This window comes from Campylobacter ureolyticus ACS-301-V-Sch3b, assembly GCF_000413435.1.
Classification (GTDB): domain Bacteria; phylum Campylobacterota; class Campylobacteria; order Campylobacterales; family Campylobacteraceae; genus Campylobacter_B; species Campylobacter_B ureolyticus_A.
Window position 1 is genome coordinate 296,827 of record NZ_KE340327.1, and the last position, 26,385, is coordinate 323,211.

The window sequence follows — 26,385 nt, forward strand, 5'->3', positions numbered from 1 at the left end:
AAAAATCTCTTTAAATTAGCATAATATGAGTTTATTTTAATGAAATTAATTCAAGCGGATCGATATGAAAGTTTTTTTGCGTAACTTCAAATGTTAAATCGCTTTTTACTCTTCCAATAGAATAGCCTTTTTTTATAACACTTCCATTTTTTATAGTTGGAGCAATTTGGCTTAAATTTGCATATATTGTATGAATGCCATTTTTGTTTTCAACAATTATAACATTGTTTAAAACCGGTGTACTTTTAGCAAATATAACTTTTCCATCAAGCACATTATAAACTTGTGCGTTTTGTGTATTTGAGCTTAAAATAACTGATTCATTAAATATTTTTATATCATAAACTGGATCTATAAAATTTCCAAATTTTCTCTTTACAAAGGCATTTTTTAATGGAGAAATTGTCTTAGAGCCAACATATTTTTTAACTCTACTTTCTTTATAGCTTGAGCCATAAAGCTTAACTTTTTTATCAATATCTTCAACTCTTTTATCTCTTTGTAAAATTTCTGGCTGGGGCTGTTGTTTTTGAGCATTTTTTTGGGCATTTTCTTGAGCTATTTTTTTAGCTTTAGCCTTTTCTTCTTTATCATCAATAATTTTAAGCTCTTCTAAAGTAGAAGATAGGGCTTCACTTTGTTTTTGGGTATTAATTAATTTTTGAATATAATCTTCTTTGTTTTTATTTAAATTTTCAACTAATTTTTTTTGCTTTTTTTGAACGTTTGAAAGCTCTTCTTTTTTTGCACTATACTCTTTTAAATTTTTTTCCAAATCTAAAATTTCTTTATTTTTTTTATCAATTGTTTTACTTGCTTCATCGTGGGTCATAACTAAATTTGCAATATCTTTTCTAAAAACATCACTTAAAGATGCAAAAACTTCATTTGAGATAAGTGCTTCATAAGTTTTTATATCGCTATCTTGTATTAGATTAAAAGAAAAATCTTCCACTATTAAATCAGTGATTTTTTTCTCAAGTTCTAATTTTATTTTTACCAAATCATCAGTTTGTTTATTTAACTCATCTAACTTTGTGGCTTCATCTTTGTATTTTTGTGACAAATTTACAACTAAGCCAGTTATTTCATCGATTTGAGCATTTGTTTTTTTTAACTCAGCACTTTCTTTTACTATTAAAGCTCCAAGTTCATCAATTTTTTTAGATAAGTTTTTTTCTTCACTTTTTTTTACAGCTATATTTTTACTTGTTAATTCTATCTTATCTTTTGTGCTTTGATCTGCAAAAATATAGCTAAAAATGAGTAAAAAAAGAGCTATTTTTTTCATAAATTTTCTTCTTTAATGCCAAGCATAACAAAAGTTGCAGATATAAAAGCAACACTTAAAGACATAACAAAAATAAATAAAATTTGATTTACTGTTAAAGCATATGTTAAAGGCAATGAAATAGTTGAAATAAAGCTTTTATAAATAGCAAAATTAGGCAATATAAAGAAAAATCCACTTACCAAAATTGCAGCTATTAAACTATCCCAAAAAGCTAATTTATATAAAAAAATACTTTTTGTAAGGTATTGAGCACCAAATAAGTTCATAACCTCTATTCTGTTTTTATGCTCAAATGTCCAAATTTTCATCTGTTTTAACATAAGCATAACTCCTAAAATAGCAACTAAAACAGAAAAAGAAAAAACTAAGCTTTTAATAAATAAAAGAAGTTTATATATGCTACTATGCGATTTTGAAAAAATTTCAACCCTACTTACACCATCTATTTTTTGTAATTTTTGATGAATAAATTCAAGCTGTTCATTGCTTGGAAAAAATTTCAAACTTACACTATAAAATTTAGGAAGATTTTGGCTAACTTTTGCAATTGCCTCTTTTGAAACTTTGTTTTGTAAACTCTCAAGCATATTTTTAGAACTTATTTCATTTAAATTTTGAATTTCATCTAATTTTAGGCTATTTAAATCAAGTGCTTTTTTTGAAACTAAGATTATGCTATATTCATCTTTTATTATTTTTTCATACTCATTTACTAAAGTATTTACAAAAAAGCTAAACTGTATAGAAAACAAAAGCCCAATAAGAGAAATAATAACGCCAAAATGTGTCCTAACGCTCTTCAAATACTGCTCCTTCTGATATTCGAAAATGTCTAAAATTAAATTTTAAACTTGATGGTGCTCTGTGAGTTACTACAACAACTGTTGCGTTCCATTTATCATTTGCAAGCCTTAAAAGCTTCCAAATCATCTCACTTGAAACATCATCCAAATTTCCTGTTGGCTCATCACATAAAATTAATTGAGGATTTTGCGCCAATGCTCTTGCTACGGCAACTCTTTGCTGCTCACCACCGCTTATTTCAAGTGGATATTTGCCAACTTTATGAAAAAGTTTAACTCTTTTTAAAAGATTTTCAACCTGTGCATCGCACTCTTTTTCACCATAACCTGCGATAATTAAAGGAAGTCTAATGTTTTTTTCAATAGTCCATTCAGTAATTAGTCTATAATCTTGAAAAACGATTCCTATTTTTTGTCTAAGATGTCTTAAATTTCTAGCGGATCTGTTTTTTAAATCATAAAAACAAACTTCTAAATCGCCACCTTTTATATTAATTCCACCATAAAATGATTTTAAAAGTGTTGATTTTCCGCTTCCACTTTCTCCTGTAATTACTATAAAGTCCTTTGTTTTAATGCTAAAATTTGCACCATTTATAACAGGGCTTGAGCCGTGATATCCAAGAGTTAAATTTGAAGCTTTGATAATATCTGTCATTTTAGTAAAATTTCCTTTATTTTTTCATGTGCTTTTTGATTTATTTTAGTTGGAAGCGGTGAGTTTATATAATACTTACTAACTTCGTTTGAGATATAAATAAATCTATTTTCATTAACACTAAAATCTCCAAAAGAGAGTTTTAATAAAATTTCATCATCGCTAAATTTATAAATTTCTTCAAAATTTATAAAAAAATCATCAAATTTAAACTTTTCGTGTTTAAATTTTGAAGCTATTTTAAAAGGATCAAATTTTGGAAACTCTAACTCTTTGAAATTTGAAATATCATCTGATAAGTCACTGTTTATCATAATAATATCATAAATATCTTTATCTTGTTTTTTCCATCTATCTTCATATTTGCTTGAAATTTCTAAATTTTTATTCTTATAAATTTCCAAATTAACACCGTTTAAATCAAGCATTTTATTTATGCTAAACTCACTATAATTTCTACTATCGCTTCTTAGTTCAAACCTGCCATTAACTTTTAAAACTCTTTTAGCCTCTTCTAAAAAGCTTTTTGAAATTACTCTTCTATGCTCTGAATCATCCCAAGGAACTGGAAAATGCAAATAGATAAAATCTATGGAATTTGACCTAACTAAACTTAAAAAACTTCTTGCATCACAGTTTAGTAAAGCCAAATTTAAAAGCTTATCTTTTATAGCTAAATTTTCTACTTGATCAATTGATGGTTTATAAATCTCAATACCCAAATACGAAATTTCAGGGTTTTGCTTTGCTCTATATAAAAGATGCCTTCCAGAACCAAAGCCTATTTCAATTGCTTTTTTATTAGAGTTATTTAAAAAATTTATTGCTTCTAATTCATCTTTTACAATTTGGCTTTTTTTAAATTTGCTTTTTTTAGCATTGATTGAATTTGTAATGAGCTCTTGAGTAAATTCATCTCTAAAAATTTCTAAAGCAATTTGCAGGTTTTCAAGCCTTGCTGGACGGGTAATTTTTTCAGATTTTATGATAAATTTATCCCCACTAGGCTTTATAGTTATAAAAAATTTTTCACCAAAAACTTCAGTTAAAAGCAAATCTACAACTCTTCCTTTTGCAAGTTTTAAAAACTTCACTCCATTTTTTTCAAAAGGAAGAGTTAAATTTTTAAGTTTTTTTACTCTAAAATTTGGCATTAAAACTCTACGCTCATTTTATTTGAAACATTTGAGTTTATCCCATACTCATCTACACTATAAACTCTATAGCTATATTTTGTCCCTTTTGCAACTTCTCTATCTACATAAGACATTGTTTTTATATTATCAACTGTTTTTGTACTACCACCACCATCTCTTGTAAGAACAAATTTATCATAATTTGCCCCAGTATGCCAGTTAAGTGAAATTGAGTTTTTACTAACTACAGGCTCACCTAAAACAGGTGCTTTTGCAGCAGCTAGTGTTTGTCCCATAATAGCTTCATCTTGAGCTAAGCTCTCAAGCCCGTCTTTATCAACTAAAGTTACTTTATAATACCTCTTAGCCCCGTTTGCATTAATTAAATCTTCATAGCTATTTTTATCTGTTTTAGCAAGTGGAACAAGTGGCAAAATAGATCCTCTTGAAGTGTAAATTTGATAATGTGAAAAAGCCTCGTTTAATGGACTATCCCAAGTTAAAATTATTTTTTTTGGCTGATCAATTGTAGCCTGAAGATTTATAACACCAAGTGGAAGCTCTTTTGTTTGAGCGGTTAACACATTTGATGGTTCTGAAATATCACCATCAAGAGTTTTTACTCTAATTCTATATTGATACATCTCCCCACTCTTTACGCTATTATCTATATATTCAGCACTTAATCTTCCTTTAACTTCGGCTTTTTTAGACCAACTACTTTTTTCATCTTTTCTTCGCTCGATTATATATGAGCCAACTTTTAAATTTGCATGTGGTCTCCAAATGAGCTTAACTCTTTCAGGAAGTCCGTATATCGCTTGAGCAAATGAAACTGTTTCAATTCCTTTAGAAGTGCTAGCACTTACTACTATGCCATCTGCTGAAATGCCATTTTGACCAAATGTTTTAATAGCATATCTATAGGTTGTAGCAGGGTTTAAGCCATCATCTAAATAATGAGTTGCAAAGCGATCTTTTATAGTACCCACTAATTTTAAAGACTCGTTTAAATTGGCCCTATAAATGTAATATCCCATCACATCTAAATCTTTTGGATCGCTCCACTCAAGACCAATTGATTTTGAAGAACTAACTGTTCTAATATCATTTATTGCAGGTAAAGAACTATCTTTTACCATAGGAACTTTATGTGAGGCACAACCAGCTATGAAAATCATCAAAACTACCGATAATAAAATTTGGTGAAAATTTTTCATACGCTTTCTCCTTAATATTTTTATAGTTTAAAAATTCATTATCTAAATTTGCTACAAATTTCATATTTTCCCCAGTTATTGGATGTTTGAAATATAAAATATAAGCGTGTAGCATTAAACGAACAATTTTATCATTTTGGCTCTTAAATCCATATAAATTATCACCTATTATGTAGCGATTTATACTTGAAAGATGAACTCTTATTTGATGAGTTCTCCCGCTAAAAAGCTTTGCTGCAATTAAATTTACCTCATCATCATTATATAAATTTAAAAAAGCACTTTTTGACTCTCTTGCTCCTTGCACAATCGCTTTTTTAAGACGATTCTTGGGATTTCTACCAATTGGTCTATTAATTACTAAGTTTTCTTTTAAGCTTAAATTTATTAAAGCTAGATAAATTCTTCCCATTGTTCTGTCTTTTAACTGAGTAGCTAAACTCAAATGTGCCTTATTTGTTTTTGCTATAACAAGTGCACCACTTGTACCTTTATCAAGTCTATGAACAATACCTTTTCTTGTATTGTTCAAATTTGAAAGAGCATAGTTTTTATCTAAAAGCCAGTCTGAAAGAGTTGGTTCTTTTACACTTGGTGCTGGATGAGTTACTAAATTTGCAGGTTTATTTATAACTAAAATATCACTATCTTCATAAATTATTGGTATTTTAAAATCAGTTTTAAAATTTTCTTTTTTATCTTCTTTTTCATCCAAATTTATAGAAATCTTTTTTCCAACTTCGACTATAAAAGATGGCTTTAAAATAGGTGTTTTATCTAAAATTACTGAACCATCCTTTACTAAATTTGAGGCTTTATTTCTTGATATTTGCAACATTTTACTTACAAAAACATCTAATCTTAAACTCTCATCTACTATAAAATCACTCAATTTGATACCTTTTTTTGTTATAATCCCCTTAGAAATTTTAAATGGAGACATAATTGATAATTTTTGATAAGCGTATTTTAGCACATTTTGACTTTGTTCAGCTACTTTTTATAATTCCTATTTTGGTGCTATCGCATATTTTAATATCTGAAGCAAATGAAATTTTAGCTTTTAAACAATACATCTACTACGCACTTGGCTTTGGAGTGTTTTTATTTTTTTTTATAATTCCTTTTAGAAAGCTTGAATGGATAATTCCATTTTTTTACTGGTTTGGAATAGTGTTATTAATAAGCGTTGATCTGTTTGGCGTAAGCAAGCTTGGCGCAAAAAGATGGCTTGAAATACCACTTATAAATTTTACAATCCAACCAAGTGAAATTATAAAACCGGCATTTATATTAATGCTTGCCTATATGGTTAAAAAAAATCCTCCGCCTAGTAACGGATACGACTTAAAAAGCTTTTTAAAATTTAGTTTTATCATACTTTTACCATTTATTTTAATACTTAAAGAACCAGATCTTGGAACAGCTATGATACTTTTACTTGGCGGATTTGGCACACTATTTATAATTCATGTTAATAAAAAAATTTGGATAAGCTTGTTTTTAGCCATGTCTGTGGCCTCACCTGTGATGTATCAAAGCTTGCATGATTATCAAAAAAAAAGAATAACTGAGTTTTTATCAGAAGAGTCAAGCTACCATGTAAAGCAGTCAATCATCGCTATCTCAAATGGTGGAATGAGTGGAAAACCAAAAGATGAAGCCACTCAAACACACTTTAAATTTTTGCCGATTGCAACAAGTGATTTTATCTTTGCGTATAATAGCGAGCGATTTGGATTTATGGGAAATTTATTTTTAATGGTGCTTTATTTATGCTTGATAATACACTTAATTACATTAAATTATCAACTAAAAGAGGACTACTTTACAAGAGTTGTAGCAACAAGCATTGGGGTTTTGATTTTTATCTATGCAGGGGTTAATATCTCAATGACAATCGGGTTAGCACCAGTTGTGGGCGTTCCATTGCCATTTTTTAGCTATGGTGGAAGTAGCTTTATAACTTTTATGTGTTTGTTTGGAATGCTTCAAAATTTACTTACTTTTAAATTTAAAGATAGCTATAAACTTTAAAAATAGTTTAAAAAATGCTCTAAATTTGGTTTTTCAGCACTTAAAAAGCTACTATTTCCATGACCTGGAAAAAGCTCAAAATCATCTTTAAAACTTAAAACTTTTAAAATACTTTCTTTCATATCAAAGGCATTTGAAAAAGGAAAGTCATATCTTCCAATGCTATTTTTAAATAAAAAATCCCCACTAAACAATACTGGCTTTTCATCATTTTGACAAACTTCAAGCATACAACATCCTGGTGTATGGCCCGGAAAATGGTGAAAAATAACTTTAAAATCCCCTACTTTAAACTCATCTTTATCAGCAGTTAAAACATCTGCCTTGCAAGTTTTTTCAAGCATATTGAAGTTATCATTTTCAAGCATAAATGCATCATTTTTATGAATATAAATTTTAACACCATCTTCTTTAAATTTATAATCATCATATACATGATCAAAATGACCATGAGTATTAAAAACAGCTAAAACATTGTCTGAGTTTTTTCTAACCCATTCATACGCATTTTCGCCAGGATCTATTACAATATCGCCGCTTGAGCCTTTTAAAATATAACAATTTGTTACAGCAATCCCGAAGCTTTTTTTAAGAATTTTCATATTTTTCCCTTTTTAAAATAATTAAACAAATTATAAAATTTATTTTTATATTTAATCTTTTTTATTATTTTATTCTATTATCTCAAATTTAATTAAATTTGATATAACTAAAAGGTAGAAAAACAAAAATATAAAACAAAAAATTAACCATAAAAACACCATTAATCCAAAAAACAACCCAGCATCAAGTTTATAAATTTCACTATCAATATAAACAAGTAGTATAAGCGGATAAAAAAAAGAATTATAAAAACACCTAAATTTTCAAGCAAAAAATTAATTGCCGTATATAATCCAGTCTCTTTCGCCTGATATTTAGTTTTGCAATTTTTACATTCTAATGTAGTAGGATTTTTTAAAAATATTTTTAATATACTCATTTTATTTCCACAAACTTCACATTTTTTATAAAAAAATCCCATTTGTTTTTCCTTTTTTATGCAGCAAATTTACAACTTTTAAAATTATAAATATTTTTAGTTATTAGTTAGTTACTTTTCACCTGCTAACTTTACTTTTTTCTATGAAAAAATAAGCCATATATAGACTAAAATTTTAAAAAGACAATAACATACTAGCTGAGACTCAGCTTCATGGGAAGTCAAATCAAAATACCATAAACAATAAATTTAAACTATTTTATAAAATTGAAATATTTCATCTTTTATTCTTTTATTCATTAGTGTATTTACTTGAAACGCGGTGATATTCATAAGCATGATATTTAAAAAAAATAAAATAAAAATTTAAATAATTAGAGAAAATTATTCATTCAGATAAAATAGTGTTTTATCCTAATTATAATAATAATGAGAATAAAAAATATATAATTTTACTATCTATATTATAATTACAAAGTTTTTATATAAGAGTTACTATTAAGAATTATTCTAAAATATATCATTTTTTTGTTTTTATAATTTTAGTCATTTTTTATAACTAAATTATTTAATATTTTACAAATTTAAATTATTCACACTTAAATGAATTTAATGGTATTTTTTTATTGACTTGATAGTAAAATTATTGGTAAGATTATGGAACTAATTCTTAAAGATTTTGATTAGTAGAATAACAATATATAGGGAAAGTAAACTTAAAGTTTTCTTAATGGCTCCGGATGCTGGATTCGAACCAGCGACCAAGCGGTTAACAGCCGCCTACTCTACCGCTGAGCTAATCCGGAATAAAGTAGAAGTTTTAAACTAAAACTCTGTAAAAAAGAGTTGTAATTATAATACAAAAAAATTTCTTTGTCAAGTAAATTTGCAAAATTTTATAAAAAATCTGCAAATTTACATAAATTTATAAAAATATCTAAATTTAAGCTATAAAATCTGGATATTCCCACACTATTTTTCCACTTTTTATGGTTATAAAAGCTATGCCTTTTAGTTTTTTACCAAGAAGTGGGGAATTTAAAGACTTTGATTTATTTAAAAACTCATCATACATATACTCTAAGTTTGGATCTATTATAGTAATATCAGCTAAAAATCCCTCTTTGATCTCACCTTTGTTTTTTAAATTTAAAATTTTAGCAGGATTAAAAGAAGTTAGCCTTACCATATCGTTTAAATCTATAACATCTTCTTCAACAAGTTTTAAAGTAAGCGGTATAAGTGTTTGAAGTCCTAAAATTCCAAAACTCGCTTTGTCAAATTCTGTAAATTTATCATCTACATTATGCGGTGCATGATCTGTTGCGATGACATCTATAAGCCCATCTTTTAAGGCCTTTCTAATAGCAAGTTTATCACTTTCTTCTCTTAAAGGTGGAGACATTTTAAAATTTGTATTATAGTCCATTAAGCACTCATCTGTAAAGCTAAAATGATGCGGTGTAGCCTCACAAGTTACATTTATACCATCTTCTTTTGCTCTTTTTATAAGTTTTAGTGAATACTCTGAGCTAACATGTGCAATATGAATATGCCCGCCTGTTAACTTTGCTAAAAGCATATCACGACTTGCCATAATCTCTTCTTTTTCTCTTGCCATACCTTTTAAGCCTAGAATTGCTGAAACTTTTCCCTCATGCATTACACCACTTCTACACATTGAACAGTCTTCACAATGACTTATAACAAACGATCCAAAATGCTTTGAATACTCAAGTGCTGCACGCATGACATCACTAGAACTTACTGGAAGCCCGTCATCACTAAACGCCACAGCCCCAGCACTTATCATATCACCCATCTCAGTTATGCCCTCACCTTTTAGGCTTTTTGAAATAGCGCCAATTGGCAAAAGATCTATAAGTCCTCTTCTTTTAGCTTTTTGTATCATATCTCTTGTGATGGCAGCATTATCATTTACTGGATTTGTATTTGCCATAGGAAGTGCAGTTGTCACACCACCTGCAACTGCACACTCGCTTCCTGAATTAATATCATCTTTATACTCATATCCAGGATCTCGAAAGTGCACATGCATGTCAATTAAACCTGGCATTACAAGCATATTTTTAGCATCTATTATCTTATCAGCTTCTAAAATTTCATCAGTTATTTTTACAATTTTATCATTTTCTATTAAAATATTTGCTTTTTTTGAACTATCATGATTTATTATAAGACCATTTTTTATTAGAGTTTTCACGCTTTTCTCCTATTTGAGTTTAAAATATCTAAAATAGCCATTCTTACAGCAACTCCATTTTCAACTTGGTTAAATACCATATTAAAATCCCCTTCAAGTACATCTGAATTTACTTCAACGCCTCTATTTATAGGACCTGGATGCATTATTAAAGGATCATTTGCTAAAAGAACTCTTGCCTTTGTAAGTCCAAAAAATTTACTATATTCACGGTTGCTTGGAAAAGGTGTTGAAGCGTTTTGTCTTTCAAGCTGAACTCTAAGCATTATAATAACATCAGCTCCATCAACTGCTTCTTCCATATCTTTTGCTACCTTGCAACCAAAAGCCTCTACGCCAAGTGGCATCATCATTGGTGGTCCAAAAAGTGTTAATTTAGCACCAAATTTACTCATTGCCCAAATATCACTTCTTGCAACCCTGCTATGCTCGATATCGCCTATAATAGAAATTTTAAGATTTTTTAAATCACCTTTATGTTCCATTATGGTAAAAATATCTAAAAGTCCTTGAGAAGGATGTTCATTTAACCCATCGCCTGCATTTACAACTGATGAAGTTGTGTGTTTTGCGATAAATGATGCAGCCCCTGAGGAAAAATGTCTAAGGACAAAAATATCAGTTTTCATGGCTTCTAGGTTATTGATGGTATCCATTAAAGTTTCGCCTTTTTTTGTACTACTACTTGCAGCTGAAAAATTTATAGCATCAGCACCAAGTCTTTTAGCAGCAGTTTCAAAAGAAATTCTAGTTCTAGTTGAGTTTTCAAAAAAAGCGTTTATCACAGTTTTGCCACGCAAAGCATCACTTTTTTTAATATCACTATTGTTTAGAGCTTTGTATTTTTTAGCTAAGTTTAAAAAACAGCTCATCTCATCGACGCTTAAATCCCTAAGTCCAAGTAAGTCTTTTCGTGTGTAATTCATTGTGTTTCTCCATTTTCGGGAATTTATGATAGCAAATTTTTCCTTAAAATTTGAAAATTTAACTTTTTAAGATAAAATTTTAATACTTTTTAAAAAGGAAAAAAATGAAAAACATATTTTTAATACTTTCTATTTTAACATTAAATTTGCTTGCAAATGATGATGCTATAAACAAAATAGACTCGGTAAATACGGCTTGGAAACTGCTTGGTAAAAATGATAGGATAGAGATAATATCTGTAAAAGATCCAAAAATAGATGGAATAACTTGTTTTTTATCTTACGCTAAAAAAGGTGGAGCAAGCGAAATAGTAGGACTTGAAGAAGATACTAGCAATGCCTCAGTTTCATGTGTGCAAACTGCAAAAAAGATTACCATAAAAGAAGATATCTCAAAAGACAAAGAAAATATTTTTAAAAAACGAAGTTCAGTTTTATTTAAAAAAACGCAAGTTGTAAGAATGTATGATGAAAAAGATAATGCAATAATTTATCTAGCCTACTCTGATAAGTTAGTTGATGGATCTCCTAATAACTCAATTTCGGTAGTTCCATGCAACCAAGCAGTTGGAAATGTGTGCGAGTTTATAAAATAATTGAAATTTGCTAAGATTTTAAGTAAATTTTTTATTTTAAATTTATAATATTCCAACCTTTTTCAAGTGCTATTTTTCTTAACTTATCATCAGGGTTTATACAGTTTGTAGAGTGTGCAAACTCACACATTGCAAGATCATTTATCGAATCTGTATAAAAAACTATTTTTTGTGGATTTAAATTTTTGTTTTTTAAATAAATTTTTAAAGCCTCAACTTTGCCCTCTTGAAAACTTAAAGGAGGTATAAACTCATCTGTATAATGAGAGTTTTTAACCACTAGATTTACGCCAATTGCCTCTTTTACTCCAAGGTATTTTGAAACTGGATTTACTATATAAGATGGTGTTGCTGAAATTATCAAATTTGGAGTTAGAGTTTTTATCCAAATTTTAGCTTCATTATAAATAATAGGTTTAATTTTAGTTTCTAAAAACTCAGGTATTAAGTTTGAAATTTCATCCAAACTAAGGCTTTTTAGTGAAGTTATTGAAAATTTCAAATACTCTTCCATATTAAGCTTTCCTTCATCATAAAGCTCTATCATTTTTTGATTTTCTCTTATAAAATCATCTTTTAAAATACCTTTTTCAAGTAAAAATTCGTGCCACAAATCATAACTATCACCATTAATTAGTGTTTTATCAAGATCAAAAACTGTTAAAGTCATAATTTTCCTTATCTAAATTTTTCTTCATCAACACTATTATAACCAAGTTCAAAAAGCTCATCAAAGTTTTTAAAACTAAAAAGTGAATATTTTTTAATCAAATTTGATGAAATGTAAATTGTATCTTTTGATATTTTTGGCTTTTGGGGACTAAGCATAACTCTTAAGGCTCTATTTACGCCAGTTATTAGATTAAAATCATCTTTAAATTTTGGTTTTTTAAAAGGAAGTGAGATATCATATTTATTTATCAAATTTGAAATTGGCTGTAAATCAACAGCTACGGTTTTTTCTTTAAATTTTTCAAAAGGTTTTGTTGGGAGATTGTCTTTAAATCCACCATCTGCTAAAAAATAGTTATCATATTTTACCGCTTCAAAGATAGGTATTAATGCACAACTTCCCAAAACTATTTTTAAAGTATCGCCTTTATTAAAGTAAATTATCTCACCACTTTTTAAATCAAGTGCCGATAAATAAACAGGAATTTTAAGGTCTTCTAAGCGTTCAAATTTAAGCAAATTTTGTATAATTTTGTTGTTAAGCTTAATTTTTGCAAAGCTTTTAAAGTCTAAATTTAAACTAAATGCGCTTTTAAACTCATTAGTTTTAATAATTTCTAAAATTTCAAGCGGTTTAAATCCACTTGCATACGCCACAGCTACAAATGATCCTATACTTGCCCCACTAATGCGCTTTACATAAACGCCAATTTCATCAAGTTTTTGAAGAACGCCTAAATGATATGCGCCTCTTGCGGCTCCGCCTGAAAGTGATAAGTTTATATCCAAAATTAAGCCTTTTATTTAAATGCTTAATTTTACAGATTGTTTTTAAACAAATGCCCAAAAATTTGGGCATTTTAATTACTCTTTTGATAAGTACTTACCTAAAGCTTTTAGTTCCTCATCATTTATCTCAACTTTTCTAAAAAAAGGCATACTATGCTTTCCCTCTCTTACAAAAAACTCAATCAACTCAGGATTTAAATCATCTCTTTTTGTTAATTCAGCAGGAATTGAACCTTGATATAATACTTGTAATGCATTTGTTCCTGGCATATTTGCCCCATGACATGGAAGACACCAATAATTATAAATTTCTTCTCCTGTTTTTGGCATCTTTGCCTCAACGCCACCACTTAAAGCATCTTTTTCTTTAGCATTTAAATTTATAAAACAAACAATTCCTATAAAAATCACAATCTTAACTAAGTTTTTCATCTTTTTTTCCTCTTAAATGTTTTGGCCAAATTCCACCTCTTCCTGGTGCAATTATCCCATTTGGATCTATTGCGTCTTTTAACTCTTGTGTAAATCTTTTTAATATATGGTTATTAAAAGAATATACATTATAAACATCATCTTGAAAAGTTGGAGCAGCCCTATAATCTCCCCAGCCATTTTCTGCAGCAACTTCAATCATCTTTCTATAAGCTTTTCTTAAATTTTTATTATGCTCAATATCTGTTCTTGAGTTTCCAAAATTTAGCATAAAACAAAACGCTCTATACATCCAGCTTCTAGGATGTGAAAATGGTGTAATCGGCGAAGGCATGCCAAGCTCGTGAAAAACATCTATATATACCTCTTGACATTTTAAAAGCTCTTTTCCATCTCTTGGTATAATTGGCGAAAACCACACATGCCCATCTTGAGGCTCTAAACTTTCTCCTCTTGTACTAAGCCAAAAAATCTCCATATTTGGAATTCCAAGGGAAATTTTATGTTTCATTTTACTAATATCATCTTTGCTTAAAGGAAGTGAAAACTCTTGAACGAGCTTGAAATTTGAACCCTCAACTTCATCAAATCTACTTTTTATATAGTTGGCATTTGCTCTAACTGATTCTTTGTTTCCATAAATTGGGATATCAATTTGCCAGTAAGGAATTTTATTATTTAACGCGTAGTTTTGAATTTTTTCAAGATCTGGTTTGCCACCATTTGAGGTTAGATATGATTTTAACTCAGCATTCATCTCTTTACCATGAGGTGGATTTAAAGGACTTCTATAAAGTGGCCAACCGATAATAAAAGAATCTTCCAAATAGTTTAATATCTCAACTATTTTTATTAAGTCATCTCTTTTTTTAGCTTCCAATGAGTAAAGTGCGTAATACTCAGGTTTAGGCATAAGCCAAAAGCCCATTTTTGTAACGATTCCAAAATTTGATTGAGCAAAAAGACCATCTAAGTAAGCACCATATCCATATTTGTTTTCAGCAAAAGTTTTAGCTCCAGGTAAAGCTCCCATGCCAGTTCGCATTATCTCACCATTTGCTAAAACAACTTCCATTCCGCAATGTGCTCCAAAATGATCTCTATACATTCCATAAGTATATCCCCAACCATGATCAAGTGCATTTCCAACAGGACTTCCCCAACCAGGATCTGGCATATCCATAAAAACATTTAAGTTATTATCTTCGCAGTATTTATAAAAGTCAAAATAACTAACACCTGGTTCTAAAATACAGAAATTTCTCTTATCATCAACTTCTATGATTTTATTCATTCTTTTTAAGTCAATTACTATATCACCACGGTTATTTGGGGCTGAAGAGCCATAGCCTAAATTTTTGCCTGTTGAGATAGGAAAAAGTGGTGTTTTAAACTCATTTGCTACTTTAACAATTTTACTTACCTCTTCGGCAGTTTTAGGAGTTATTGCTAGTGATGGGATTGGCTCAGTTTCTTCATCCCATTCAGGAGAATAAGCATCTCTATACAAATATATATCTTTTTGATTATCTATAACATTATCTTCGCCTACAATTTCTTTAAATTTTTTTACAGCTTTTTTAAAATTTTCAACACTTACACCATTTGGTAAAATCATGCTAAACTCCTTTTTATATTTAGATTACTGCTTGGAAATAAAATCCAAGATATCAAACCATCATCTAAAACTTTTTCTTTACTTTGATAGTAAAAATCTTTTGCTATATTCTTAATAACAAAAAAAGTTTCTTTTGATGTTATGCCAGATGAGATAAAGTCATTTTTAAATTTATCTTTTAAATCAAAATAAATCTCACTTACATCTTGATTTATCCTTAGTTTTTCTTTATTTACAAAAGTAAATGCATAGTTTTTGCTTATTTTTAAATTTTCATCATAGATTAAGAAATTCTTATCTTCAAATTTAAAAGAATCAGCAAAAGAGTAATTAGAAAGAAAAAAAGTAGATAAAACGCCAGTTTTTAAAAAATCTCTTCTTGAAATTTCACTCATCATTTAACTCCTTTTATATGATAATGTAACTTAAAAGTTATTTTATCAAATCAAATAAAAATTTAAAATAGAAATTAAAAATTAGATATTTTTTTTAAAGATAGATTAATATTTTAAAATATATTCATAAAAAAATTATAATTATTAGAAATTTTAAAATTTTTAATCAAGTAAAATAAGTTTTGTGATTTTATTTAAAAGTAAGTTGCTTTGCATAATATTTGGATTATTTTGACCTATTTTTAAAGATGTGATTGCAGTTTGACCAATTAAAGCTCGTCCATTATCTACTGTTTTTAAGCCCCAAACATTATGAATAACACTAACTTCACCATTTATAATACCACTATAAAGCATAATGTGCCCTGGCATATAAATAAGAGCTAGATATGGCGTAGCATTTTGTTTTATTGTTTCAAGCTTTTCATCACTGCTTAAAAAACTTAAATCTATGCTTTTATGCCCGACAGTTTGGGCTTTTGAGTTTCTTCCAAGCCATACGCCAAAAGATGTCATAACATCTTTTGTAAAAAGTGAACAATCTCTATAATATCCAAACCCACCCCAACCATAAGGCTCACCCAAAATACTATTTATTACTTTTTTAACATTTTCATCATTTAAAGCAGCAGGAAATTTAGAAGCACTTTTTTTAGAAATTTTATAATTTTCTAAACCATGTTTTGTGAAAATTTCACCATAATAATACTTATCGTCATATCTATGAAGCATTAAAAGTGTCCCAACTCTTGCATTTAATAAAAACTTATTATTTAAATTAAAAAGTGGTATTTTATCCTCTAAAATAGTTATAAATTTAGAATTTTTTATTAAATTTGTTTCATTTTGCGATAAAATTTTTATATCTCTTGCATCTATCCAACCCCAAGCAGAGTCAGTTTGTACAAAAACAAAATCTCTGTTTTTACTAAAATGAGAAATTAAAACTGGGTAATTAACTCCTAAAGTTGAGTTTGCAAAATAATCAAACGGATAGCCCTCGCCTGCATCTTTAAAGCTTGTGAAAATTGGTTCATTTGTTGGAGCATTTCTTAAAAAAGTATTTTTTAAAGTAATTGCAGGAAGAAATAACTCACCAAATTTATTAGTATTTGCATTTTCATAAATTTCATCAAAGAATTTATCATCATAAACTCTTCTACTTGGTGAATAATATTTTTTATGTTTTGTGTTTTTATATGCATTTAACGCCCAAAAAGCCTCTTTTTTAGAAATTTTGGGTCTGTTTTCTTGACTAAAATCCCAAACTCTAAAAAAACGCTCTAAAAATGGTCCTTTATCAAAAAGTTTAGGATTTTTAACTTTTGGTAGAATTTTAGAGTTTTGAGGAAATTCAAGCTTTAAAATTTCATATTTTTGATTTTGGTTTATTACTTCATTTTTAGTGGCACAACCAGCAAAAAATAAAACTAAAACTAAGCTTAAAAACCACCTCAAAACCATTGTAAAATATCTTTATTTGGCCGATAGCTCGTGAACTAAATTTATAAAATATTTTGCATTTTCAACTGGAATGTCAGGTAAAATTCCATGTCCTAAGTTAAAAATATGAGATTTTCCTTTCATTGTTTTTACTATCTTTTCAACGCTTTCTTTAATAGCATCTTTACTATAAAGACGGCAAGGCTCCATATTTCCTTGAAGTGTATATTTATGGCTTAAAATATCTCTTGCAAGAGCTAAAGGAGTACTCCAATCAACTCCAAAAACATCGAAATTTCCATCAATTTTATCTAAATATGCACTAATACCTTTTGGAAAAACAATAATTGGAATTTCAGGATATTTTGCCTTTAAGTAATCAACAATTTCTAAAATATATTTCCAACTAAAATCAAAATAAACATCTTTTTCTAACGCACTTGCCCAGCTATCAAAAATTTGAACAGCATTAACGCCAGCTTTTATTTGATTTTCAAGATAAATTTTAGTTGCTTGTGTAACTTTGCTTAAAATCTGATGTAAAAATTCAGGATTTTGATATAAAAGTTTTTTACATTTTGCATAGTTTTTTGTGCTTCCACCCTCTATCATATATGTTGCAACAGTCCAAGGTGCCCCACAAAAACCAATTAATGCTTTGTCTTTTGCAAGTTTTTCTCTAGTGATTTTAATAGTTTCATAAACATAATCTAGATTTTTAACAGCTTTTTGGATATCTAGCTTTTTTAAATCCTCTTCACAAACAACTGGATCACTAAAAACTGGACCGCGACCAACTATAAATTCTAAATCCATTCCCATTTCCATAGGAACAACCAAAATATCACTAAATAAAATAGCGGCATCAACACCAACTATATCAACTGGTTGAAGTGTAACCTCACTTGCTTTTTTTGGATTTTTACATAAACTTATAAAACCACCTGCATCTTTTCTAACTGCTCTATATTCAGGTAGATATCTCCCCGCTTGCCTCATCATCCAAACTGGAGTATAAGGAACTTCTTTTTTTAAACACGCATCTACAAATATCATTATTTATCCTTTTATTTGATTTTATTTTAAAATTTCTCCGCTTATTTTAAAGCTAATAAATTTATCAAATTCTTTGTAAATTTCAACAAAAAGTGGTTTATTGCTTGGTTGAACAAGCTTAAAAAAAATTTTGTGATTAATTAAATTTAAAACAACTGAAGCTGCCAAACTCCCACTTGCACAAGCACTTTCATAAAATAAAGTATTAATATCTCTTACAAAAACAACAGGTTTTAAAACTTCATCTTTTACATTTATAAAACCACTTGCTTTAAGGTTAGTCAAATTTAAACTTTTTATCTTTTCAAAGCCAAATTTTTTATATTCATCATCACTTTTAAACTCTAAATTTTCTAAATTTATAATATGAGTAATACCATCTAAATTTACTAAATATTCAAAATCATTTAGCTTTTTTATATCAAATTTATCACTAAAATTTGAAATTGTAAAAATGCCAAACTCATCCTTGCCACATTTAAAAACTTCACCTAAATTTTTAACCTTAATCTCATCAAGACTAAATTTATCCATATAAAAAAGCCCTGCACACCTTATGGCATTTATACAGCGCTCACCACCTGCCATGTAAAGGTTAAAATCATCATCAACAAAACCCACTTGTTCAACAAATGGGTGTTTTTGCATAATCAAATCATTTAAACTTTTATCAAGTTTTTGACTAGATTTAATATAAATTAAAGCCGTGGGATTTCCACTAGGCTTATAAATTTCATAATTTATCTTTGATAATCTATCCATTTAAGTGCAATTCTCACAGCATTTGTAGCAGCGCCAACTCTTACTTGATCAGCTACACAAAAAAGATGAAGTATTTTTTCATCAAAATTATCTTTTCTAATCCTACCGACATAAGTATAATCAGTATTTGTAGAAATAGTTGGCATTGGATAAGAGTTATTTTTAACATCGTCAATAAGCTTTATACTTGGAGCATTTCTTAAAATTTCTCTAACTTCTTCAACTTCAAAATTTCTTTCAAATTTAATAGTAATTGCCTCACTATGACTTCTTAAAACTGGCACTCTAACGCAAGTTGCTGAAAGTGGAATATTTTTATGAAGTATTTTACTAGTTTCATTTACCATTTTCATCTCTTCTTTTGTGTAGTCATTTTCCAAAAATACATCAATATGAGGAATTACATTTAAAGCAAGTTGGTGTGGAAAAACTTTATTTTCAAACTCATCAAGCTTAAAAGCAAAAAACGCTTGCATTTCATTAACAAGCTCTTCCATTCCTTCTTTTCCTGCTCCACTTGCTGCTTGATATGTACTTACATCAACTCTTAAAATATTAAAAATATCATCAAGTGGTTTTAAAACCTGCACCATTTGTATTGTTGAGCAGTTTGGATTTGCAATAATTCCTGTATTTTGCCATAAATTTATATCTTTTGGATTACACTCAGGCACAACTAAAGGAACATTTGGTTCCATTCTAAAATGACTTGTGTTATCAATCACCAAAGCTCCACTTTGAGTTGCAAATTTAGCAAAATGAGCTGATACCGAACCGCCTGCACAAAAAAATGCAATATCAACATCATGCTCATCAAAAATAGTTTCAGTAAGCTCTTTTACAACATACTCTTTACCGCAAAACTCTAGCCTTTCCCCAGCACTTCTTGAACTTGCAAGTAAAAGTAATTCATTAATAGGAAAATTCATCTCCTCAAGTATTAGTAAAATTTCTTCTCCAACCGCACCTGTAGCTCCTACAACTGCAACATTAAAACGCTCTTTACTCATCGGATTCTCCTAAATTTAACTGATCTGACTCTTCACTGGTTTCTTCATCTTCTATTTTTGGACAAATTGCAATATTTACAACCTCTTCTCCATCAACATTTACAACTTTTACGCCACTTGTATTTCGACCTGCTTTTCTAATGCTTTGCATATCCACTCTAATCATCTTACCACTAGTTGTTAAGGCCATTAAATCCATCTCATCATCAACTATGACAATGCCAACTAAATCGCCTGTTTTATTTGTAAGTCTCATACAAATAACACCTTTTCCAGCTCTTTTTTGAAGTCTGTACTCTTCAGCTGTGGTTCGTTTGCCAATGCCTTTACTTGCAACACTTAAAATTTCTTGATCATTTGTTTGTAGCACTGCAGCACCTATTACACTATCATCTTTTTCTTTAAATTTAATTGCAGTAACACCTCTTGTAACTCTTCCAGTTTCTCTAACATCAGTTACATTAAATTTAATACACATTCCCTTTTTAGTAGCAACCAAAAGCATTTGACCATGTGGTGCGACTTCGCTTTCATCTTCTATCTCATCTACTACTTCATCATCTATATTTTCATCATCAATGATTTCATCATCATCTGTATCAAGCTCGCCTTTTTCTATAATTAAAGATGTTACTACAGTATCATTATCATCTAAATTTATAGCTTTTATTCCAACACTTCTTATGTTTGCATATTCACTTAGTTTTGTTCTTTTTACAATTCCATTTTTAGTAAATATTGTTAAGAATTTATTATCAGCAAAATCAGTTGTTGGGATGATAGCCATAATCTGCTCATCAGGTGCAAGATCTATTAAATTTACAACTGCTTTTCCTTTTGCAGTTCTGCTTCCTTCTGGAATTTTATAAACTTTTAACCAATAAAGCTGTCCTTTATCTGTTATAAACATAAGCGTATCGTGAGTATCGCAGATAAAGAAATTCTCTATAAAATCATCATCATAAGTAGTTAATGCAACTCTTCCTTTTCCACCTCGTTTTTGTTTTTCGTAGGTTTTACTTGGAACTCTTTTTATGTATCCGCGGTGAGTTATGGTTACAACCATATTTTCATTTGGTATTAAGTCTTCTATATCAATATCATCATAATCATCAACTATTTCAGTAATTCTTGGGCACTTAAATTTATCTTTTATTTCTAATAACTCATCTTTTATAATGCCTTCAATAAGCTCTTCGCTTTTTAATATTTTTTCCAAATTTTCAATTAATTCTAAAATTTCTCTTAACTCAGTTTCTAGTTTTTCTCTCTCTAGTCCAGTAAGCTTACTAAGTCTCATATCCAAAATAGCGTTTGATTGAAGCTCACTTAGTCCAAATTTACTCATTAATCCATCTCTTGCTGAGCTGGTATCTGCACTATTTTTAATAAGTTCAATTACTTCATCTATGTTATCAAGGGCTATTTTTAAACCTTCTAAAATATGAGCTCTAGCTCTTGCTTTTTGAAGATCAAATATAGTTCTTCTTATAACAACAGTTTTTCTATGATTTAGGAAAAGTTGTAAAAGCTCTTTTAGTGTGAAAACTTTTGGCTCTTTGTTATCAATGGCAAGCATTATAACACCAAAAGTTGTCTCCATCATGGTTGATTTAAAAAGATGATTTAAGACAATATCACTCATGGCATCGCGTTTTAGCTCAATTACCATACGCATACCTTCTCTATCGCTTTCATCTCTTACTTCGCTAATTCCATCAATTTCTTTATCTTTTACTAAATTTGCTATTTTTTCTATTAAATTTGCTTTATTTACTTGATAAGGAAGTTCATCAACAACGATAATATCTTTATTATTTTTCTTTTCAATATGAGTTTTTGCTCTTATTTTAATTCGTCCGCGACCTGTTTCATACGCTTCAATAATGCCTTTTTTACCAAATATAACACCACCTGTTGGAAAATCTGGTCCTTTAATGTGGTGCATTAACTCTTTTAGTGTTGCATCTTTATTATCAAGTAAAACCAAAAGTCCATCAACAAGCTCATCAAGGCTGTGCGGAGGGATGTTTGTAGCCATTCCAACTGCGATTCCGCTTGAGCCATTTAATAACAAATTTGGAACGCGTGCAGGTAAAACATCTGGCTCACTCATGCTTCCATCATAATTTGGTGTAAAATCAACAGTTTCTTTATCTAAGTCTTTTAAAAGCTCTTCTGCTAAATTTGTCATTCTAGCTTCTGTATAACGCATAGCAGCAGCAGGATCACCATCAACAGAACCAAAGTTTCCTTGTCCATCGACAGTTGTTATTCTCATACTAAAAGGCTGAGCCATTCTAACTAATGCATCATAAACTGCAGTATCACCATGTGGGTGGTACTTACCAATAACATCTCCTACGATACGGGCTGATTTTTTATATGGGCTTCTACTTCCAACACCCAAGTCATTCATAGCATAAAGTATCCTTCTATGAACTGGTTTAAGCCCATCTCTTGCATCAGGTAAAGCTCTACCTATGATAACACTCATAGAATAATCAAGATAGCTAGTCTTTATCGAATCCTCAACATCTATTATCTCGACATTTTCATCAAAAAGATTATTTTCCATAAAATTCCTTATATTTACACATTTATTTTTCAAAAATACTAGACATTATATCCAAAAATTAGTCATTTTCAAAACTGATTTATAACTGGATTTCGTATTTTTGCTTGTTTAGCTAATAAGCAATTGTTTATTAAATTTAAATTATTATCTTTTATAATAATCAGTTCTTTATCATAATCTCTTTTTTAAAAATTTATTTTATTGTTTAAAATTTGAGTTATTATCTAAATTTAAATTATCCAAATTTTCAGTAGAATTTTATTTATTGCCAGAACTATTATTTGAATTTATTTTGCTTTTATGCTTATTATTTCTCAGATATTTCTCTTAGTTTTTCTCTTTTTTCATCGCTCAAATTTTAGTCTTTTTTGTTTTTATAAAAACTATTTTATTTTAATAGTTTAAATTTTAATACTATTCAAATTTTATCTTATCTTAAATGTTTTTTAAAAAAAATTGTTGTTTTTATAATTAAATTTCAAGCTGTTTTTTTCAACGCTTTCTCTACTTATGATTTACTCCTTAAATTAAATTTTTTATCAAAGTCAATAAAAATAGTATCTAAAACTCTATTTGCTTCTGATTCTCTGCTCATATTTTTTCCTTTTTATTTAATATTTAAGTGTTCCCATAATTACAGCATTTTTTTCATCGTAAGATTCAAATTTTTCTGCTAACTCAAAATATTTTTTGCTTAGTTCATCGCTCTTTTTTACAAACTCTGTATCATAAGTATATATTTGAGATAAAATAACGCAAGTCATCTTATCTTCTAAAACTTCACAACCTTTTTCATAATACTTCATTGCTCTGTCAATGTTTTCTTTTGTTTGACCTGCATTATAAAAATAATAATTGCCAAGACGCATACAACCATCCGAGTCGTTACCTTGACAAGCTTTTTCAAGTAAGTTAAACTTTTTTTTGCTATAACCTCCATCACTATTTCCTTGAATACTTGAGTAAATCATCATACATCCATAACCACCACCCAAATCACAATATTTTTGGTATCTCTTGTAAGCTTCATCTATATTTATTTTTTCAAGCCAACCTAAAAGCTCGGTGTGATGAGCACATGCATTATAATCACCATTTTTACATTTTTTCTTTAAAATTTTTGGATTTGTATAACTGATAGAACCTTGTGAATCTTTATATGCAATTTGTTCTTTTTTATGTGCAAAAGCACGAGATAAAACAATTACCGCAAAAATTATATATAAAATTAATGCGTATTTTTTAAATTTATTCAAAATTTAATCCTTTTGGCAAATAAAACATAAATCTTAAATTTCTGGGATATTGTATCAAATTTGGATTTAAAATATTGTTTAGATTAAAACATATTAATTTTTAAATTTAGAAATATTTTATAGTTACAAAACATATTGATAGCTTATGTTTTTGCATAATACTAGGTGTGATATGAGGCGTATTTTATAAATTTAACTTAAAAATAGCAAAGCCTTAATATTATCACTTGGTGGAGGTGTGCTCTCTCTAACTGCACCCTTATAACATTGATAATTTGGTAGTTTAAGATTACAAAAAATAAATAACTACCTTAATTACTCCCTTAATGGCTATAAATAGAATGCAACAAGCCTAAACATTTTTTTATTAAATTTTAATAGATACTTTTTCTTTGTCATTCTGTGATATAAAATAAGTCATAAGCTAGGTTAAACATTTCTTTTGGTATTTCTTTAGTGTCTTTTATCCTATAAAGATAAAGTTTTTTTCTAAATTCTTTCATAAGTGCCTTATTACCATAGCCAAAGCACTTTTTATCAACTTCAAAATTAGCTAACATTTCTAATCTTTCTTATCGGTTCTTATATCTGTTGTAAAAAACTCATCTACTTCATCAGCTTTAAAAAGCGTAATATTAGCTGTTGGCTTTATAGTCTTTAATTTGCCACTAGCAACTAACCTCCATACTGTTGGAATTGATACGCTGTATAATTTGGCAACTTGACTAGCTCTTAACATTCTAGGGGTTTGTTTTGTAATGGTATTTTCCATTTTAAAAATTCCTTTCTTTTTGTATTTTAGTTAAATCATTTACCGCCTTAAGTTTTCATCATTTTTAAAAAAACTAATGAAAACAATAATTTTCAATACAAAAAACTACAATAGCCCTATTTAGACGGTTTCTAACTTTCTTTAAAAGTGAATTTAAGGTTCGTAACCTTAAAGTGTTATATTTCTCTTAAGAATTGATGAATTTTCATCATTTTTTTACTCAATTCTTAATTTAAGGTAATATCATTTAAACTCATATTGTTTTATTTAATGTTACCTTTAAAGATGAAATTTTACCGAAAATAAATTAAATTTAGCTTGATTGTTTTTAATTTTTAGGCTCTTTCTCTTTATTGGGTCTAACCTCTCCCCTCTCATCTCATTAATAAATCATCTACGCTTACAGCTCTTTTTTTTCCTTTAAAGATAAAAAGGCTTTTTTCTTTTTTAAAGGTTTTAAAGGGTTACTAATAATAAAAGCTGTTTTTTCCTTACTAGAGATTAAAATTCGCTTTCTTTCCTAAGTATAAAATATAAGTAGTATTATTTATATTATTAATATTATATTATATACTTTGCAAAAATTTTTTTTTAATTTAAATTAATCACATTTAACCTTTTTTGATTACTAAAGCCATTAAAAAGAGAAATTTATTTTTAGCTATTTAGTAGATGAGTTTTGAAAAATTTAAAAATTTTCTGTGTAGGATAATATAATAACTTTGTAGAAAAATTAAAGGGTGAGGGGTCTTTATACATAAAGCCTTTAAATACACAACTTCTAACCTCATCTATTTAAAGTAATATTTAAGTTACATTTTTAATCATTTAAAAAGTTAGCTTTATTTTCGCATAAGGTTTATTAAGTGCTTTTGTAATGGTAATTGCAACTTGCAAATATTAAAATAAAATCTTTCTCTAGTGGCTAAAATTAGCCGTTTAAAAATGTTTTCCTTTGTGATTAGGTGTCTAATTGATTAAAATGCGTTTTAAGTGCCTTAGCGTTCGTTTATTAGCGTTTTATTGCTTTTAATGGCTTTTTATTAGCCTTTAAAGAAAAAAGTTGCTATTTATTCCAAAGATTGCGTTTATAAATGCCTAAAATAACTATCTTGTCATCATCTATTAAGTAAGGTATCACATAGCCTTTAAAAATGAAGTCTCTTATATTCTCATCATTGAATTTAATTGATTTTCTATTTAGATAAGGCATAAAAGCAATGTTATCAAGCTTTGATTTAAGCTCTTGTTGAAATGCAATAGCTCTGTTAATGCTATCTTTTGCGATAAAATCACAAATACTATTTAATTCATCAGTAAATCTTTTACTTTCAATTATTAGCATTTAGATACTTCCAATTACTGCCTAACGGACTTACTTTTAATTTTCCGTTTTTATAGTCGTTAATATCCTTTAAAAGCTCATCTTTAATTTTGTCTTGCTTGTCTATTTTGATATTTAAGTTATTAGCACTTATAAACTCTAATATTTTATCTATTGCATTTTTATCAGCGTGTAAAGTTATAGTTTGCATTTTGTAAAACTCCCTTACTTAATTTTTTAGAAGTCTAGCTAAAAAATGGTAAATTTTTAATTAGTGGCTTTATCCTTTAAAGGAAAAATCGTTAAAACTCCCTTGTAATGGTGGTTTATAGCTGTGTTAAAGGGGTAGCACAGCTTAATCCCCTAAAAATGGGTGTTTTAATTAGGTGTGTTAAGGTGTGT

General features: G+C 28.6%; 27 protein-coding genes and 1 tRNA gene. 2 read left to right on the forward strand and 26 right to left on the reverse strand.

The features are described from left to right. Positions 1-31 precede the first annotated feature (31 nt). From HMPREF9309_RS06630 to HMPREF9309_RS06655, 6 genes are read right to left on the reverse strand one after another with little or no spacing between them, the layout of a single operon-like run. Positions 32-1,291 carry a murein hydrolase activator EnvC family protein gene (locus HMPREF9309_RS06630; RefSeq protein WP_016647158.1) on the reverse strand — a complete coding sequence of 420 codons (1,260 nt, stop codon included), beginning with the start codon at positions 1,289-1,291 and terminating at the stop codon, positions 32-34. Continuing rightward, complete coding sequence (locus HMPREF9309_RS06635) at positions 1,288-2,097, reverse strand: cell division FtsX domain-containing protein (RefSeq protein WP_016647159.1); 810 nt, start codon at positions 2,095-2,097, stop codon at positions 1,288-1,290. Before HMPREF9309_RS06635 ends, HMPREF9309_RS06630 begins: the two co-directional genes overlap by 4 nt. Beyond that, complete coding sequence (locus tag HMPREF9309_RS06640; RefSeq protein WP_016647160.1) at positions 2,084-2,755, reverse strand: cell division ATP-binding protein FtsE; 672 nt, start codon at positions 2,753-2,755, stop codon at positions 2,084-2,086. Before HMPREF9309_RS06640 ends, HMPREF9309_RS06635 begins: the two co-directional genes overlap by 14 nt. Beyond that, positions 2,752-3,909 carry a tRNA (guanosine(46)-N7)-methyltransferase TrmB gene (gene trmB, locus HMPREF9309_RS06645; protein ID WP_016647161.1) on the reverse strand — a complete coding sequence of 386 codons (1,158 nt, stop codon included), beginning with the start codon at positions 3,907-3,909 and terminating at the stop codon, positions 2,752-2,754. Before trmB ends, HMPREF9309_RS06640 begins: the two co-directional genes overlap by 4 nt. Next, positions 3,909-5,111, reverse strand: a complete 1,203-nt coding sequence (locus tag HMPREF9309_RS06650; RefSeq protein ID WP_034907906.1) for a fibronectin type III domain-containing protein — start codon at positions 5,109-5,111, stop codon at positions 3,909-3,911. The genes trmB and HMPREF9309_RS06650 overlap by 1 nt, the downstream gene beginning before the upstream one ends. Further along, entirely contained in the window at positions 5,041-6,003 is a 963-nt protein-coding gene (locus HMPREF9309_RS06655) for an RluA family pseudouridine synthase (RefSeq protein WP_016647163.1), read from the reverse strand. Before HMPREF9309_RS06655 ends, HMPREF9309_RS06650 begins: the two co-directional genes overlap by 71 nt. Positions 6,004-6,056: 53 nt before the next feature. On the opposite strand from HMPREF9309_RS06655, the gene HMPREF9309_RS06660 reads away from it, so the two are divergent. Continuing rightward, positions 6,057-7,148, forward strand: a complete 1,092-nt coding sequence (locus HMPREF9309_RS06660; protein WP_016647164.1) for an FtsW/RodA/SpoVE family cell cycle protein — start codon at positions 6,057-6,059, stop codon at positions 7,146-7,148. On the opposite strand, the gene HMPREF9309_RS06665 is transcribed toward HMPREF9309_RS06660, so the two are convergent. The 5 genes from HMPREF9309_RS06665 to HMPREF9309_RS06685 form a co-directional block, all read right to left on the reverse strand. Continuing rightward, the gene (locus HMPREF9309_RS06665) at positions 7,145-7,750 is read right to left on the reverse strand and encodes an MBL fold metallo-hydrolase (protein WP_016647165.1); all 606 of its coding nucleotides are present in this window, start codon (positions 7,748-7,750) and stop codon (positions 7,145-7,147) included. The two genes, HMPREF9309_RS06660 and HMPREF9309_RS06665, sit on opposite strands and share 4 nt — an antisense overlap. Before the next feature lie 161 nt (positions 7,751-7,911). Next, positions 7,912-8,172 carry a C1 domain-containing protein gene (locus tag HMPREF9309_RS06670; protein ID WP_016647166.1) on the reverse strand — a complete coding sequence of 87 codons (261 nt, stop codon included), beginning with the start codon at positions 8,170-8,172 and terminating at the stop codon, positions 7,912-7,914. Between the two features lie 689 nt (positions 8,173-8,861). Further along, positions 8,862-8,936: transfer RNA gene (locus HMPREF9309_RS06675), tRNA-Asn, on the reverse strand. A gap of 137 nt (positions 8,937-9,073) precedes the next feature. Beyond that, complete coding sequence (locus HMPREF9309_RS06680) at positions 9,074-10,354, reverse strand: dihydroorotase (protein WP_016647167.1); 1,281 nt, start codon at positions 10,352-10,354, stop codon at positions 9,074-9,076. Then, entirely contained in the window at positions 10,351-11,280 is a 930-nt protein-coding gene (locus HMPREF9309_RS06685) for an aspartate carbamoyltransferase catalytic subunit (protein WP_016647168.1), read from the reverse strand. Before HMPREF9309_RS06685 ends, HMPREF9309_RS06680 begins: the two co-directional genes overlap by 4 nt. Before the next feature lie 104 nt (positions 11,281-11,384). Here HMPREF9309_RS06685 and HMPREF9309_RS06690 point away from each other — a divergent pair, with 104 nt between their 5' ends. Then, the gene (locus HMPREF9309_RS06690) at positions 11,385-11,876 is read left to right on the forward strand and encodes a CreA family protein (RefSeq protein WP_016647169.1); all 492 of its coding nucleotides are present in this window, start codon (positions 11,385-11,387) and stop codon (positions 11,874-11,876) included. Between the two features lie 31 nt (positions 11,877-11,907). On the opposite strand, the gene HMPREF9309_RS06695 is transcribed toward HMPREF9309_RS06690, so the two are convergent. From HMPREF9309_RS06695 to HMPREF9309_RS06760, 15 genes are all read right to left on the reverse strand, one after another. Then, the gene (locus tag HMPREF9309_RS06695) at positions 11,908-12,546 is read right to left on the reverse strand and encodes an HAD family hydrolase (protein ID WP_016647170.1); all 639 of its coding nucleotides are present in this window, start codon (positions 12,544-12,546) and stop codon (positions 11,908-11,910) included. An 8-nt stretch (positions 12,547-12,554) separates the two neighbouring features. Further along, entirely contained in the window at positions 12,555-13,337 is a 783-nt protein-coding gene (locus tag HMPREF9309_RS06700; RefSeq protein ID WP_016647171.1) for a patatin-like phospholipase family protein, read from the reverse strand. Between the two features lie 75 nt (positions 13,338-13,412). After that, entirely contained in the window at positions 13,413-13,769 is a 357-nt protein-coding gene (locus HMPREF9309_RS06705; RefSeq protein WP_016647172.1) for a c-type cytochrome, read from the reverse strand. After that, complete coding sequence (locus HMPREF9309_RS06710) at positions 13,753-15,387, reverse strand: FAD-binding oxidoreductase (protein ID WP_016647173.1); 1,635 nt, start codon at positions 15,385-15,387, stop codon at positions 13,753-13,755. Before HMPREF9309_RS06710 ends, HMPREF9309_RS06705 begins: the two co-directional genes overlap by 17 nt. Continuing rightward, positions 15,384-15,785 (reverse strand): hypothetical protein, encoded by a 402-nt coding sequence (locus HMPREF9309_RS06715; RefSeq protein ID WP_034907908.1) that lies wholly within the window; start codon positions 15,783-15,785, stop codon positions 15,384-15,386. Before HMPREF9309_RS06715 ends, HMPREF9309_RS06710 begins: the two co-directional genes overlap by 4 nt. Before the next feature lie 159 nt (positions 15,786-15,944). Then, entirely contained in the window at positions 15,945-17,246 is a 1,302-nt protein-coding gene (locus HMPREF9309_RS06720) for an SH3 domain-containing C40 family peptidase (RefSeq protein WP_016647175.1), read from the reverse strand. Between the two features lie 12 nt (positions 17,247-17,258). Beyond that, the gene (hemE, locus tag HMPREF9309_RS06725) at positions 17,259-18,281 is read right to left on the reverse strand and encodes a uroporphyrinogen decarboxylase (RefSeq protein ID WP_016647176.1); all 1,023 of its coding nucleotides are present in this window, start codon (positions 18,279-18,281) and stop codon (positions 17,259-17,261) included. A 21-nt stretch (positions 18,282-18,302) separates the two neighbouring features. Continuing rightward, positions 18,303-19,043, reverse strand: coding sequence for a hypothetical protein (locus HMPREF9309_RS06730; protein ID WP_016647177.1), 741 nt, complete (start codon positions 19,041-19,043; stop codon positions 18,303-18,305). Then, on the reverse strand, positions 19,022-20,053 hold the full coding sequence (locus HMPREF9309_RS06735; protein WP_016647178.1) for an aspartate-semialdehyde dehydrogenase: 1,032 nt from the start codon (positions 20,051-20,053) through the stop codon (positions 19,022-19,024). Before HMPREF9309_RS06735 ends, HMPREF9309_RS06730 begins: the two co-directional genes overlap by 22 nt. Further along, positions 20,046-22,631, reverse strand: a complete 2,586-nt coding sequence (gene gyrA / locus HMPREF9309_RS06740; RefSeq protein WP_016647179.1) for a DNA gyrase subunit A — start codon at positions 22,629-22,631, stop codon at positions 20,046-20,048. Before gyrA ends, HMPREF9309_RS06735 begins: the two co-directional genes overlap by 8 nt. 611 nt (positions 22,632-23,242) lie before the next feature. Continuing rightward, complete coding sequence (locus tag HMPREF9309_RS06745; RefSeq protein WP_016647180.1) at positions 23,243-23,887, reverse strand: SEL1-like repeat protein; 645 nt, start codon at positions 23,885-23,887, stop codon at positions 23,243-23,245. A 395-nt stretch (positions 23,888-24,282) separates the two neighbouring features. Next, a complete protein-coding gene (locus HMPREF9309_RS08965; RefSeq protein ID WP_016647181.1) occupies positions 24,283-24,447 on the reverse strand; it encodes a hypothetical protein in 165 nt (54 codons plus the stop codon). A gap of 2 nt (positions 24,448-24,449) precedes the next feature. Continuing rightward, entirely contained in the window at positions 24,450-24,659 is a 210-nt protein-coding gene (locus tag HMPREF9309_RS06750) for a helix-turn-helix transcriptional regulator (RefSeq protein WP_016647182.1), read from the reverse strand. Positions 24,660-25,725: 1,066 nt separating this feature from the next. Beyond that, on the reverse strand, positions 25,726-26,004 hold the full coding sequence (locus HMPREF9309_RS06755) for a type II toxin-antitoxin system RelE/ParE family toxin (RefSeq protein ID WP_016647183.1): 279 nt from the start codon (positions 26,002-26,004) through the stop codon (positions 25,726-25,728). Then, a complete protein-coding gene (locus tag HMPREF9309_RS06760) occupies positions 25,991-26,194 on the reverse strand; it encodes a hypothetical protein (protein WP_016647184.1) in 204 nt (67 codons plus the stop codon). Before HMPREF9309_RS06760 ends, HMPREF9309_RS06755 begins: the two co-directional genes overlap by 14 nt. Positions 26,195-26,385 lie beyond the last annotated feature (191 nt).